This is a genomic window from Ruegeria sp. CDSA221, from assembly GCF_059611825.1.
On sequence record NZ_JBXWPK010000005.1, the window covers coordinates 186,057 to 199,738 of the forward strand.

Consider the following 13,682-nt stretch of genomic DNA (forward strand, 5'->3'; position numbering starts at 1 on the left):
CCTTGTCGCAACAATTCGAAACATCAAATAGCACGCACGACCCGCCCCGACCACCACTCAGCTTATGGCAGCGGAGACAATCCGATCACCGGTTCGTGTAGGTGAAGCAGGATTGCAAATGCCGCCAGCGCTACAAACCCGATCCAAACAGGCGGCCAAGGGCGTGGCGCACGCAAAGAAAACCTTGCAGTGTTGCGCGACAGCCGACCCCATTCAGCACCCATCTGACGGGACTTGCGTCGATCGATCAGCGGCAGCCCCATCGCAGCAAATACCGCAAACAAACCGAACAAAATCACGTGGGACAGGCTGCCATTGGCCAGCAGATGAGCGACAGCCCACACCAACAGCGCCACCAAAACAGGGTGGCGCGTGGTGCGCAGAATGCCGGGCTTTTCCGGATCGAACGGGCGCTGGCCCAAGCCACCAAATGAAAACGGGTTCTGGATCGTCAAGCCCGCAACCGCGAGCCAGCACACTACGGGCATCATCAGAACGGGAATCCAGCGGAATATCCAAATGGGTGGGATCACCTCGACATACGGGGCTTGCGCTGCGGCGATGATCAACCAACCCAGAACCAGCAGAGACAAGATGGAATAAGCCACGAAATACCCGCGCCGTCCGAACGTAGTGATCAGGCGATCGCGCACAGCGGGGCGCGCTGGTATCGCATGGGTCGCCAGAAACGCTATCAGTGCAGCAAAGAATAGGGGCCAGCCTGCCATGGTAGTCTCCGATCATTTGCACCAGGTTTAATCACCTGCGCCGGAACGTCCTTGCCCAAAATCAAATGAGGCAGAGAGGCGGTTGTTCCGCCTTTCTGCCGATGTTTACAGGCCCAGCGCCTTGCGACGTTCCTCGGCAAAGCCCTGCACGATGCGGTCAGCTATCAGCGCAAGGATAGCCATCGCCGCCCCTGCTGAAATCCCCAATCCCACATCCGCCTGCCCCAGCGCCAGATAGATCGACTGGCCCAGACCGGTGGTTCCGATCAGCGCAGCGATCACCAGCATGGCAAAGGCGTAAAGGATGGTCTGGTTCAGACCCAGTAAGATAGTCGGCGCAGCATAAGGCGCGCGCACGTCACGCATGATCTGCCACTCGGTCGCGCCACTAGAGATGGCGGCCTCCATCATCTCATCCGGTGTGTTGACCAGCCCGTGCCGTGTGTAGCGGATCATCGGAACAACGGCATAGGCACAGATTGCCAGAAAGGCCGAAAACTCGCCGATCTGAAACACCATCAGCACAGGAATCAGGAACACGAACAGTGGGATCGTCTGCAACATGTCACAGACGGGGCGGACCACCTTCCAAACAGGCAACCAGACTGCACTGGCCAGACCAATCACACCTCCGACTACGGCACAGGAAAACACCGCAGCACCGCTCAGATACAGCGATAACAGCGCGCGTTCCCACAGGCCCGAGACAAGAATGGTACAGAGCAATCCGACCGAAAGCGCCGCCAATCGCCAGCCCCCTGCCACCCAACCCAACGCGGCGGCGGCAGTCAGAACGAAAGGCCAGGGCAGATTGGCAATGCCGGTTTCCAGCATCCCGATCAGGATCAGCATCACCAGCCCGCCGGTCAGGTGTCCGCGCCATGCCATTAGCACAGCAATCGCTGCGGCGGCGGCGAACAGGCCATAGCTCATCACGGGCGTCCACTGAAAACCCCATGTGAACGGCAGCACGGCCTGGTCCAAACCAATCCGAAGCGGCAGCAGCACATAGAACAAAGAGTTGTTCTTGAGCGCGTCAAGCCAAGGCCCATTAGCCTGGGTAAACGCCGTCAGCCCGCCGTCAATCACCCCGGCCAGCGGGTCGAGAATGGTCAGTTCGGACGGGTTCGGCAGCCTGGTCCAAAAGGCAGCGGTGAACAGCACGGCAACGCCAATTACTGCCCAGGCTACACGCTGGTCATAGCGTTTACGTTCGGTCGCCAGCGTCCCGCTCATCCGGTCGATGACGACGGCAAAGACCACGATCACCAGACCGGCCATCAAGGCTTCGCCGAACTGTGCCTTGCGCATGGTCAGAAGAACCTCCCAACCGATATCGTTGAAGCCGCCAATGACGGCTGCGATGATAACCATCGACAGCGCAGCCATTAGGCACTGGTTCACACCGACCATGATCTGCGTGGCTGCAGCCGGAATCTCGACCTGAAACAGCTGTTGAAACCGCGTGCCGCCGGACATGATGGCAGCCTCTTTGATTTCCGGTTCGACCCGCTCCAGCCCCAACATCACGTTGCGCGCCATCGGAGGGGCCGCATAGATGGCCGAGGCGATCAGCCCAACCACAGGACCGAAACCAAACAGCAGCAGCAGCGGCGTCAGATAAGCGAATGTCGGCACGGTCTGCATCACGTCCAGCACGGCCTGCACAAATGACTTCACGCGCGGAACTTCGTTGGCAAGGATACCGATAGCTCCGCCCATGATCAGCGCAACCGGCACGGAAACGGCCACTAACGCTAGGGTGTTCATACTTTCGGCCCAATAGCCCGATGCCAACACAAAGCTAAGGCCCACAAAGCCCAGCGCCGCCATCGGCAAGCCGCCCAGATACCAACCCAGCGCAGTCACCAGACCGATCAGGATGGGCCATGGCGTATTGCCAAGCACAAAGTTGGCCCAGTTCATGGGATAGGCCATGAGATCGGAAAACAGCCGCGCCGCCGGTTTGATCCCGTTCAGGAACCAGTCCAGAAACGTGCCTACCCATTGCGTTGCAGGCAGTTCCCAGCCTGCGGGCCATTTGACCAGCCAGGGCGCGACGCCTTCCAGCGCCAGACACAGCGCACCGACGATCACTGTGATCAGTGCGGCGCGCGCGCCAATGCTCAGGCGCGCCTGCGGCACAGAAACTTCCGTCGCTACAGTCATGTTTCATCAACCTGCAGGGCGGCGGCCAGATCGGACGGATGAACCGTTCCGACGATGTTACCATCGGCATCCCTGACGGGCACCGGTTCGTATAACTCCATGCAATGCGCCAATGCAGCGTCCAATGTCATCGAGGTTGTTAGGCCAGGGTCATCTGGTCCCCGCTCTCCGTCTTGGCGCATGACCGATGCGACCTTGGCATGCTGACCCTTGGCGACATCCTTTGAAAACTCTCGCACGTAATCATCCACCGGGCGCAGTACGATATCGGTGGGTGTACCGATCTGGACTATCTTGCCGTCGCGCATGATGGCAATCCGGTCGGCCAGTTTCAGCGCCTCTTGAATATCGTGGGTGATGAAGACGATGGATTTCTGCAGCGTCGCCTGAATGCGCAGGAATTCATCCTGCAACTGACGGCGGATCAAGGGATCGAGGGCCGAGAATGGTTCGTCCAAAAACCAGATATCGGGGTTCACGGCCAGAGACCGGGCAATCCCGACGCGCTGCCGCTGACCACCCGAAAGCTGACGCGGGAAGCTGTCTTCGCGCCCTTCCAGCCCGACCAACGAGATCACCTCCTGCGCGCGGGCCATCCGCTCTTTGCGGCTAACACCCTGAACACGCAGCGGATAGGCGACGTTTTCGGCAACGGTCATATGCGGGAACAGGCCGAAATGCTGAAATACCATGCCCAGCTTTTTGCGGCGCAGCTCGGTCATGGCTTTCTTTGACGCGCCGATGACGTTCTCGCCATCCACACGGATTTCGCCACCCGTGCCCGGCAAAAGCTGCGAGATACAGCGGATCAAAGTGGACTTGCCCGATCCGGACAGGCCCATGATCACAAACAGCTCGCCCTCCTTGACCTCGAAATTGGCATCCTGAACGGCGGGGATGAACCCGTTTTCCCGCAGATCGGCAGCGGCTTTGTCAGCGTCATTCCCTGACCGAGACAGCGCGTCGGTCAGGGCTTTGTCAGCGCCAGGGCCAAACACCTGCCAGAGATTCTGGCAGGCGATGGCTGGCGAATTTACATCAGTCACTGATGTCAGCTCACTGCGTTGCCGCGTCAACAACAGGGCGCCATTTGCCTTCGTTTTCAGCCATCCAAGCGCCGACGACCTCTTCGACGGAACCACCTTCAACGTCGATCGCACCCATCATCGGCTGCTGATCTTCGACCGCCAGCTGATAGTTGGTCAGGATTTCATAGGCTGCGGGCCATTTGTCTTCCATGCCGCTCCAACCCGCCTTGAAGATGCGCGACGGCGAGAAATCGCAATCGTTCACAGCGTTCGGGTTCGGGCCCCAAGCGGGATCGGTGAAACAGGCGTCTTCCCCGGCTGGCAGTTCGACGAATTGCACATCATAGGCCGACATGGCCCAATGCGGTTGCCAGAAGGTGATCAGCAGCGGCGAGTTGCGCTCGGTCGAGGCCCGAAGCTCGGCAATCAAAGCCCCCTCGGAACCTGCGGGAACCGCTTTGAACGGCAGATCCAGGCCCACCATACGGTCAGCGCCGGGCGTACCCCAATCGGCCGGGTAATCGACCAGACGGCCCCCGGGCAGCGTTTCGGCCGTCGCAAACACCTGCGCGCAGTCCTTCAGCGCTTCCCATGCGGGCAGGCCGGGACACAGATCAGCCACATGCGCGGGATAGGCGATGCCTTCTTTGGCGTCGAGGCCCAGATCGCCGATTTCAACGACGGTGCCTTCGTCGATCTTCTTGGCATATTCATCCGATACGTTGGACGACCAGATTTCCAGGGTCGCGTCGATGTCACCATCGGCCAACGCTTGGAACTGATTCATCATGCCTGCAGTCACATATTCCACATTGTATCCGGCAGCTTTCAGCATCTCACCCGCGACATGGGTGGTCACGTGCTGGCCAGTCCATTCGTTGATCGCCAGTTTGATCGGCTGATCCACGGCCCCCATCTCGGCGGCATAGGCAGAGCCTGCAACGGTCAGCGCCATCAGGCTTACACTCAGTTTTTTCATTGATTTTCTCCCTGCAATATTCGTTTTGCCCGGTCCGGCGCGCTGTTACGCGCCAGTCGGCTTGTCATGTGACAAATCCATGTCGCAACATGCACAAAAACTGGCGAAGAAGGGAAGCAGACAGTTCGGCGCGGCACGGAATAACTCGCCCCTTTGCCCCAGTGTTTCCACTCTTTCAGCATCATGCTACGCGCCCGCGCACACTGCATTTCCCCAGCATTGCGATGCGGATATTGATTGACGAGTCAATCACAAACCAGAATCACCCACTTTGTCGAGCATTTCTTTTGGGCTTGGGATGTTTTTTTGCCTTGGCAGGCATGTGTCCCAGGCCACCTTGCAACACCGACCGCAAAACGCGACGCTAGGTTTGGAGGATTCTGCAGATGCGCCATTTCGACGAGATTTTCGCCATAGCCGCCAGCCGTTACGGCGGGACAGATGCCCTGAGCAACAAGCTTTCCAAACCCAAAAGCCCTGCGGAACTGGCCGAAATGCCCGAAGATCGCTGGCTGTCGATTATCACGAAATGCATCTTTCAGGCCGGGTTTAACTGGAAGGTCATCGAAAACAAATGGGACGGGTTCGAAACCGCTTTTGACGGGTTCGACATTGGACGCTGCGCCTTTATGGACGACGAAAAGTTCGATGCTCTGCTGCAGGACACTCGAATCGTGCGCAATGGCACCAAGATCGCCACGGTCCGCGACAATGCTGCCTTTTTGCTGGAACTGCGCCAAGAAGGTGGCGTCGGAAAGATTCTGGGTGGGTGGCCTTCGGATGACTATGTCGGTCTGCTGAATATGCTGGGCAAGCGCGGGTCGCGGCTGGGCGGTGCATCGGCGCAATATGCGATGCGATTTGCGGGGCGTGACAGTTTCATCCTGTCGCAGGATGTGACCGCACGGCTGGTGGCCGAGGGCGTGGTCGATAAGCCGCCGACATCGAAAAAGGCGATGGCCTCGGTTCAAGCGGCATTCAACACATGGATGGAACAGTCCGGGCGATCTCTGACGGAAATCAGCCGCGTCCTAGCAATGAGCCTGTAAAAAAACCATTTGCACACGTGTGCTGCCAGAATAGATTTTTTGTCATGTTACGCCTCATTTTGATGACGTCCCTTTTGGTATTCACCGCTTGCGGTCGCCCACTGACTGATCAGGAGGCTGCTTTTACCCGCACACTTCAGGGTGATACGCTGAAACTCAACAAAGTGCGGTTGGTCGAAGGCGCACCAGTTGCGCCAATAACTTTCTATCGTAAAGATCGGTCACGCCTTGCCTGCCGCGAGCGCATTTTTCCCGCCCCGCAGGAAGGTATCGTTACCGCAAAACCCGCGGCAGTGGCCCTGTTCAACAAGGTCTATTTCACCCGGGACTGGTATCTGGACGATTACATGTCCGAATTCCCGGATCGGATGAACCTGATCGCGGCGATGCTGCTGGGTCATGAACTGACCCATGTGTGGCAATGGCAAAACCGCAAGAAGACCGGCTATCATCCACTGCGCGCCGCAGCCGAGCATGGCGGGAATAACGACCCCTATCAATTCGATCTGGAGAACTCACCAGATTTCCTGTCCTACGGGTACGAACAGCAGGGGGCCATTGTCGAGGAATACATTTGTTGCCGGGCGCTGGATCCTTCGGCGCCCCGCACCAGGCGTCTGCACGAGATGCTGGGCGCACATTTCGATCTGGCTCCGCTACGTGGTGACAAGCGTGAAAGCACAGTGGTCATCCCCTGGGCCGATGCCGAGATCAAAGGAATCTGTCGGTAACGTTCAGTTGACCTGCAGCGTCTGCAGATAAGCCACCAGATCCACGATCGGCTGGCTGGTTAGGATCGGCTGCCCATCTGGTGTTTTCATCGCCGTATCCTGCCCTTCGAAATACGGTCCATAGACTGGCATCGGGCTGCCATGGCTGACCAGCGGGTCTCGTCCATCTATGCGCGCCACAACACGAGCGGTCGGGAATACCCCTTCGCTGCTTGCAAGCCGCGTCAGGTCAGTTGGCTGAATAACAAGGACGCCTGCCATTGGACCATAGCCCGTCGCGTCGATCCCGTGGCAGGTTGCACAATAATGCTGGTACAGCTCGGCGCCGGTATCTGCATCCTGCGCGCTGACCTGAGACGCCGTCACAAACGCCGCTATCGATAGCGCCCCCATTGCCTGTCTGATCATCACATCCTCCTGTCAGATTTGACATTTTCAGGCTTGCCCGTGCCTGGGCTTGGCGCAATGATCCAGATCAACGAGGCAATAGGAAAACCGCATGACACAATATGCTGCTATTATGCTTGTGGCTGGAATTGGGGTTCCGATCCTTGCCGCGTTGAATGCCGCATTGGGCAAATTGATCGGGTCGCCAACAACAGCGGCTGTGGTCCTGTTTGCGATAGCCTTTGCATCAAGTGCAGCCTTGATGGTGGTTTTTCCTGGCTTTGGCGCCCTTTCAAAAATTGCCGATGCCCCCAAGCACCTGCTTCTGGCCGGTGTGCTTGTCGCCTTTTATGTTCTGTCGATCACCCATGTTGCACCACATTTCGGGGTCGGCAACGCGGTGTTCTTTGTCCTTCTTGGGCAACTCGTCAGCACTGCAGCCATCGACCACTTCGGCTTGTTTGGCGCGCAGGTCACCCCGCTGACATGGGTTCGCGCAAGCGGTATCGCAGTGATGGCTGCAGGCGTTGCAATCACTCAACTGGCCTAAGCGCGCCTCCGTCCAGCCTCAGTGTTCGGTCCATCCGGGCGGCAAGCTGCATGTTATGTGTGGCGATCAGAGCCGAGAGCCCCTCGTCCCGCACCAAAGCCATCAATGCGTCAAAAACCTGATCCGAGGTTTCAGGGTCCAAATTGCCGGTCGGCTCATCCGCAAGAAGAACCCGAGGTTTGTTGGCCAATGCGCGGCAGAAGGCCACGCGTTGCTGCTCACCACCAGACAGGGCGGCCGGCCGGTGATCGGCGCGCGCAGCGACGCCGACATGATCCAGAAGGGACATCGCCCGGTCCTGGGCCGCTCTCTCGGACACGCCATTGGCCAGCTGCGGGAGGGTAATATTCTCCAACGCGGTGAATTCTGGCAACAGATGGTGAAACTGGTAGACAAAGCCGACATCCTGCCGCCGCAACGCAGTTCGCGTGCGATCACCTTTCCCGGTCACGTTCTGGCCTGCAATCTCAACCGATCCTGTGTCGGGTGTGTCCAACAATCCGGCAATATGCAACAGCGTCGACTTACCGGCACCAGAGGGCGCCACAAGAGCCACGGCCTCGCCCGCACGCAGGTCCAAATCGACACCGCGCAACACCTGAACTTCGCCCGGCGTGCCTTTGAGGTAAGTCTTGGTCAGACCGGCCAATCGCATCATTACATCACTCATAGCGCAGCGCCTCAACAGGGTTCAGCCGCGCCGCGCGACGGGCGGGGAAATAGGTGACCAGGAAGGACAAGCCCAGAGATAGGCCAACGGCCTTGAGCACATCCGAAAGATGCAGCTCGGCAGGCAGCGCATAGATGCCGCGGATGGACGGATCCCAAACCCCGCCCCCCATCACAAAGTTCACAAAACTGAAGATTGGGTCGATATAGATTGCAAAGAGACAGCCCAGCACCACGCCCAACGCAGTGCCGATGATCCCGGTAAACGCGCCGCAGATAAAGAACACGCGCAGGATCGAGCCTTCGCTCAGGCCAATCGTGCGCAGGATGCCTATGTCTCGACCCTTGTTTTTCACCAGCATGATCAGACCCGAGACGATGTTCATCGCCGCGATCAGAACCAGGATCGACAAGATGATGAACATGACGTTGTCTTCCACTTCAAGCGCGCGGAGGAACCCGCCCGAGGCATCCTGCCATGTCCAGATCTGGCTGCGCTCGCCTGCGGCTTCAAGGATCGGGATCAGGATCGGCGTCAGTTCTTCGGGGCGGTCAACCATAACTTCGATCTCATCAGCCACACCCTCGCGGTTGAAAAAACCCTGCGCCTGTTCGAAGGGCATATAGACCCGCGTCCGGTCGATGTCATAACGCCCAGCAGAAAACACATAAACCACCTGGTAGGCATTCACTCGGGGAGAGGTGCCAAACGCGGTCTTCACCCCATTGGGCGAGGTCAGCTTGATGGTATCGCCCACCGTCGCCCCGATGCTGCGCGCGACGCCTGAACCTATGGCAATGACGTCCTGGCCGTTCTGAAACATCGACAGATCACCAACCGCCTGTTCGCTTTCGGCGACACCGGGCAGTTCCAGCAAATCTTCGGGCTGGATGCCAAATACCTCAACCCCGCTGCTGCGGTCGCGATTGGTGATCAGAACCTGACCTTTCACCAAAGGTGCTGCACGCTGAACGCCCGGAACCTGAGCGATCCGGTCGGCCATGTCCGTATAATCCGCAATGGTGCGATCGACCTGCCCCTGCGCAGCGAACTCACCCGATGAATACACGGTCACATGGGCGTTAGCCCCCAGAATGGTTCCGACAAATTCGGACCGGAAACCGGACCTGACGGCCAATGTGGCGATCAGCGCAAACACTGCCAGGGTAATCCCGATCAGCGAAATCCATGTCATCACGCTGACGCCACCTTCAGCACGGCGCGCACGCAGGTATCGCCAAGCGATTTTCCACTCAAAAAGCGCAAATGGCGGTGGTGTCTTGGCCATGTCTGCTCCGCTGGTTTTGTTTTGTGGCGACCCTCTCGGCAATTCGACCGGGGGTCAAGCCGGTTATCCGCCCACTTCGACTTGCCCCGTCAAAGCAGCGGTTCTGTTCAAGGCGGCCTCGGCGATGGAACGATCGCAGATACCGCGGCTTTCCAGCTCGTGAAACACCCGGTTTCGAATGTCGGCGGGCAGCTTGTAAAGCGCTCTGTTATGCAAGCCTAGGGTCAAAGTTTCCGGATCGTCCAGCCGGGAAAGCTCATCGGTCAGTTTCTGCGCCGAAAAGGATGGCCACAGCCCTATGCTGGTGTTTCCCGAGGGTTCGAACCAAGGCGCAAAACCGGCTTCGGATTTCAGACAAAATGCATTCAACAACATAAACTCAGACGGGCGCCTGCGAGAGGCAAATAGCGACTGAACCGATCCGTGGCGCGCATTTATCTCTTGCAGCAGATTCAGGATCAGCGACCGGCGCACAGGATACGGCGTTGCGAAATTTGTTGTCTGCAGGCCGTCCGTTTCCGGGATCGACGCGCCCAGCGCATCAAAGCTCTGTTCCAGCCAGCGTCTATGATAATCGCTGTTCACACCGATAAACGGAATCCGCGCCGCACCACTGTCCGAGAAAAACTCGGCCTCCTGAAAGGGGCGCAGAAACAGGTTCTTGGTGTCCAGTATTACAATGTTTTCTGTCGAGGCAGCCCGAGCAGATCCCAATTTCAAAACCTGCTGTGTCCGGTATCCGTTGTTGCCACGCCATCCACCCTTGCGCGCGCCCGGAATGCGGTATCGGTTTTCGACCAATATCCTGTCCGAGATCGACCGGCGCGCGCATTGCCCAGGAGACAGCAAAACGTCATCGCCGCTCAGGACTTCAACTTTGGGTCGCAACGGACCGTAAGAAGCCAAAATCGGTTCCACCATCGCGCGCAGTGCCGGTTCGTCCACATCGTTCATGATCACCCGGATCGAGCCGACCTGATCAGGGTCAACAAATCGGGCGAAAGACAATGCCTGCAATTCAAGCAAGGGGAAGTCTTTGGAATAGACGACGGTTGTGAAGCTCAGCAAACCGTGGATCCTTTTGTGATTTTCGGCCCGTGTATCAGCAAATTCCAGGTGATCCAATTCCGCAAGAAATTCAACCATCGGCGAATCAGGTCGGGGTTTTTCAAAATATGGATGATTTCCACATGCGGCATTATACCCTTGGTTGTGAAGCCCTTCACAGACAGCACCGCATTGTTTCAGCTATGAAGTCAATGTGAGCATTCAGGGTGAAACTGCACTCAAAATGCAACATTTTAGGCGCAATATTATTTCGCTTTTTGATTATTTAAAGAAACTTTGTCACCCTACTTTGTGGGGGAATTCATTTCCAGAGCGGGGGTCGCTCATGAATATTCGTACTGAAACAGAACAACCGGGCGCAATTTCGGCCCGGAAACTATCTACAGAAATTGATTGCGAGACCGCAGCACTGCTGCGCGCGGCGATACGCCCGATATTTTCCGGTGCCGCAAGCTGGGGCAATCTGACGGATATCCTGAAAGATAAAGGGTACCATTTGGCGTTTCGACAGGGGCGGTTATGTATCACCGATCGCATGACTGGCGACCGTGTTTGCGGAATACGCTTTCTGGGGTTCGAATTTAAGGACTTGGTCAATCGCTTGGGCCGTCCGATCGTTGTTCCACGCGGATCCGAGGCTGATGGCGATCTGCTATCCGTCCGACCGACTGCGGCAGGCCACTAATAGCGCCGCCAAAACTGTACGGATCGGCGGGCCGTTTTCCATAGGCTATGGCGTGCCGCCAGTTTGATCCCGTCCGGGGTATCTGGGCGCCGCAGTAATTCGATCATCAGATTGGCAGGCATGTGTCCGCGGCGGTAGAACCGGAAGAAATCCTGTTGGGTCAGGGTCCGCGCTGCATTGAAACCTGAATAGAATTGAACCCAGACGCGGGCATAATCCTCGGCGGTTTTGACAATGTCGCTGGTTACGCCCCTGCCCCAGAACATGGAAACAGGCTCAACCGTGCGCTCTCCCTGATATCCGGCAGCGACAAGCCTCAGCATCAGGTCATAATCCGCAGCCACCCGAAACTGCGTGTCATGCCCGCCAAGCGCCTGAAACACATCCCGCCGCAGCAACACCGAATTATGGCAGAACGGCATCCGCTGCAGGATCGCTTTGAGCGACATGCGCTTTTCCCGACTTTCGGAACCGTCCTCGTATTTGCGCAGGGTCGAGCCATACAGGAAATCCGGTCGAGATTCCGCAAGCCGGTCGGCAAGGGTGTTCAAAATGTCATCCGATGCCAGCGAGTCATCCGAGTTCAGGAACAGCAGATAATCACCCTGTGCAGCCTCGGCACCTTTGTTCATGGCATCATACAGGCCAGTATCATGCGCGCTGATCACGCGCGTTCGTGGTGCACCTGCCGTCAGCTCTTCCAGAAACGCCACAGTGCCGTCATCCGATGCGCCATCCTGAATGATATGTTCGGCCCGGTCGCAACTCTGCCGGGCCATACAGGCTATGACTTCGCGGAAACTGTCCTGCCGCCCTTGGGACAGTAGGTTATATGTCGCCGTGATGACCGAGATCAGCGGCGCGTCGGTTTCAGGCGATACGCTCATAGATCTCGGCGATCTTGGTGACGGCGGCTTCGGGGCTCAACTCTTCGCTTTCGCCTGTGCGGCGGCAAGTCAGTTCCACCACACCGTTCTTCAGGCCGCGCGGACCGACCGTGATCCGCCAAGGCAGGCCGATCAAATCCATCGTGGCGAATTTACCGCCTGCCCGTTCGTTACGGTCATCATAAAGTGGCTCCAACCCCAGCACGGTCAGCGCGGCATAGAGTTTTTCACAGGCTGCGTCCGCTTCGTCATCGCCTTGTTTCAGGTTCACGATACCGCAATGGAACGGGGTCACACCCTCTGGCCAGATGATGCCCTTGTCGTCATGGCTGGCTTCAATGATCGCGCCAACCAAGCGGCTGACACCGATGCCGTGGCTACCCATATGGACCGGAACTGGTTTGCCATCGGGGCCTTGAACGGTTGCCCCAAGAGGTTCGGAATATTTTGTGCCGAAATAGAAGATCTGGCCAACTTCGATCCCGCGCGCCACACGGCGCCGATCTTCCGGCACCTGATTGAACAGCGCCTCGTCATGCGTCTCGTCGGTGCGGGCGTATTTTGAAGTGAACTCTTCCAGAATGGACTGACATTGACCACGGTCGTCATAGTCAATCTGACGGTCGCCAAAAGTCAGGTCGGTGACGGCGCTGTCATAGAATACCTCAGACTCGCCGGTTTCAGCCAAAACCAGGAATTCATGCGTATCGTCGCCACCGATTGGGCCGGAATCGGCGCGCATTGGGATCGCCTGCAAACCCATGCGCTCATAGGTGCGCAGATATGTAACCAGGTGGCGGTTATAGGCGTGCAGCGCATCCTCTTTGGTCAAGTCGAAATTATAACCGTCCTTCATATAGAACTCGCGGCCCCGCATCACGCCGAAACGCGGACGGATTTCATCGCGGAATTTCCACTGGATCTGATAGAGCGTCAGCGGCAGGTCCTTGTAGCTACTGACATGACCCCGAAAAATATCGGTCACCAGTTCCTCTGCAGTCGGGGTAAAAAGCATGTCCCGGTCATGCCGGTCTTTCATGCGCAACATTTCCTGGCCGTAGTCGTCATAACGTCCGGATTCGCGCCACAGATCTGCCGATTGCATGACAGGCATCTGAATGGCGATGTGACCCGCCCGCGCCTGTTCTTCGTGCACGATGTTTTCCAGCTTGCGCAGAACTTTGAACCCCAGCGGGAGCCAGGAATAGATCCCAGCAGCGGCCTGCTTGATCATGCCCGCGCGCAGCATCAGCCGGTGGCTGACGATCTGAGCCTCGGAGGGGTTTTCCTTGAGAACGGGCAGAAAGTAACGGCTGAGGCGCATGGCTTGACCTTTAGAGGTAAAATTCGACTTCAAAGGTGATTATGCCAAAGCCCCGCCGGGGGCAATCACGCATTGGGGTTTTACGACCACAGGCCTGTCGGTTTTTTGATTGACCCGCCAGTTAGCTGCGTCAAATGTG

14 protein-coding genes are annotated in these 13,682 nt (G+C 57.6%); 4 read left to right on the forward strand and 10 right to left on the reverse strand.

Annotated features, from left to right (window positions below; all coding sequences use genetic code 11):
• Positions 1 to 62: 62 nt before the first annotated feature.
• The 4 genes from AC2FJ5_RS09875 to AC2FJ5_RS09890 form a co-directional block, all read right to left on the reverse strand.
• Complete coding sequence (locus AC2FJ5_RS09875) at positions 63 to 728, reverse strand: NnrU family protein (RefSeq protein WP_142636854.1); 666 nt, start codon at positions 726 to 728, stop codon at positions 63 to 65.
• A 105-nt stretch (positions 729 to 833) separates the two neighbouring features.
• On the reverse strand, positions 834 to 2,897 hold the full coding sequence (locus AC2FJ5_RS09880; RefSeq protein ID WP_496793247.1) for an ABC transporter permease: 2,064 nt from the start codon (positions 2,895 to 2,897) through the stop codon (positions 834 to 836).
• Positions 2,894 to 3,943, reverse strand: a complete 1,050-nt coding sequence (locus AC2FJ5_RS09885) for a quaternary amine ABC transporter ATP-binding protein (protein WP_496689692.1) — start codon at positions 3,941 to 3,943, stop codon at positions 2,894 to 2,896. The genes AC2FJ5_RS09880 and AC2FJ5_RS09885 overlap by 4 nt, the downstream gene beginning before the upstream one ends.
• 10 nt (positions 3,944 to 3,953) lie before the next feature.
• Positions 3,954 to 4,904: an ABC transporter substrate-binding protein gene (locus tag AC2FJ5_RS09890; RefSeq protein ID WP_271949491.1), complete on the reverse strand. Its 951-nt coding sequence runs from the start codon at positions 4,902 to 4,904 to the stop codon at positions 3,954 to 3,956.
• Between the two features lie 386 nt (positions 4,905 to 5,290).
• Between AC2FJ5_RS09890 and AC2FJ5_RS09895 the strand changes: the two genes are divergently transcribed.
• The gene (locus tag AC2FJ5_RS09895) at positions 5,291 to 5,953 is read left to right on the forward strand and encodes a DNA-3-methyladenine glycosylase I (protein ID WP_271949489.1); all 663 of its coding nucleotides are present in this window, start codon (positions 5,291 to 5,293) and stop codon (positions 5,951 to 5,953) included.
• 44 nt (positions 5,954 to 5,997) lie between these two features.
• Positions 5,998 to 6,684, forward strand: a complete 687-nt coding sequence (locus AC2FJ5_RS09900) for a hypothetical protein (RefSeq protein ID WP_496793249.1) — start codon at positions 5,998 to 6,000, stop codon at positions 6,682 to 6,684.
• Between the two features lie 3 nt (positions 6,685 to 6,687).
• On the opposite strand, the gene AC2FJ5_RS09905 is transcribed toward AC2FJ5_RS09900, so the two are convergent.
• Positions 6,688 to 7,092 (reverse strand): c-type cytochrome, encoded by a 405-nt coding sequence (locus AC2FJ5_RS09905; protein WP_496706570.1) that lies wholly within the window; start codon positions 7,090 to 7,092, stop codon positions 6,688 to 6,690.
• A gap of 91 nt (positions 7,093 to 7,183) precedes the next feature.
• Here AC2FJ5_RS09905 and AC2FJ5_RS09910 point away from each other — a divergent pair, with 91 nt between their 5' ends.
• Positions 7,184 to 7,621 (forward strand): DMT family transporter, encoded by a 438-nt coding sequence (locus AC2FJ5_RS09910; RefSeq protein ID WP_271949483.1) that lies wholly within the window; start codon positions 7,184 to 7,186, stop codon positions 7,619 to 7,621.
• Here the strand turns inward: AC2FJ5_RS09910 and AC2FJ5_RS09915 are convergent.
• The 3 genes from AC2FJ5_RS09915 to AC2FJ5_RS09925 all read right to left on the reverse strand — a co-directional run bounded on the left by AC2FJ5_RS09915 (position 7,605) and on the right by AC2FJ5_RS09925 (position 10,725).
• The gene (locus tag AC2FJ5_RS09915) at positions 7,605 to 8,291 is read right to left on the reverse strand and encodes an ABC transporter ATP-binding protein (RefSeq protein ID WP_496701624.1); all 687 of its coding nucleotides are present in this window, start codon (positions 8,289 to 8,291) and stop codon (positions 7,605 to 7,607) included. The genes AC2FJ5_RS09910 and AC2FJ5_RS09915 overlap by 17 nt on opposite strands.
• Positions 8,284 to 9,579, reverse strand: coding sequence for a lipoprotein-releasing ABC transporter permease subunit (locus AC2FJ5_RS09920; protein ID WP_496793250.1), 1,296 nt, complete (start codon positions 9,577 to 9,579; stop codon positions 8,284 to 8,286). The genes AC2FJ5_RS09915 and AC2FJ5_RS09920 overlap by 8 nt, the downstream gene beginning before the upstream one ends.
• 63 nt (positions 9,580 to 9,642) lie before the next feature.
• Positions 9,643 to 10,725 (reverse strand): DUF6492 family protein, encoded by a 1,083-nt coding sequence (locus AC2FJ5_RS09925; protein ID WP_496702040.1) that lies wholly within the window; start codon positions 10,723 to 10,725, stop codon positions 9,643 to 9,645.
• Positions 10,726 to 10,972: 247 nt separating this feature from the next.
• Here AC2FJ5_RS09925 and AC2FJ5_RS09930 point away from each other — a divergent pair, with 247 nt between their 5' ends.
• Complete coding sequence (locus AC2FJ5_RS09930; protein WP_281972745.1) at positions 10,973 to 11,332, forward strand: hypothetical protein; 360 nt, start codon at positions 10,973 to 10,975, stop codon at positions 11,330 to 11,332.
• On the opposite strand, the gene AC2FJ5_RS09935 is transcribed toward AC2FJ5_RS09930, so the two are convergent.
• Both AC2FJ5_RS09935 and proS read right to left on the reverse strand, forming a co-directional pair.
• Entirely contained in the window at positions 11,329 to 12,219 is an 891-nt protein-coding gene (locus tag AC2FJ5_RS09935) for a glycosyltransferase family 2 protein (protein ID WP_496793251.1), read from the reverse strand. The genes AC2FJ5_RS09930 and AC2FJ5_RS09935 overlap by 4 nt on opposite strands.
• Positions 12,203 to 13,543, reverse strand: coding sequence for a proline--tRNA ligase (gene proS / locus AC2FJ5_RS09940; protein ID WP_271949474.1), 1,341 nt, complete (start codon positions 13,541 to 13,543; stop codon positions 12,203 to 12,205). The genes AC2FJ5_RS09935 and proS overlap by 17 nt, the downstream gene beginning before the upstream one ends.
• Positions 13,544 to 13,682: the final 139 nt, after the last annotated feature.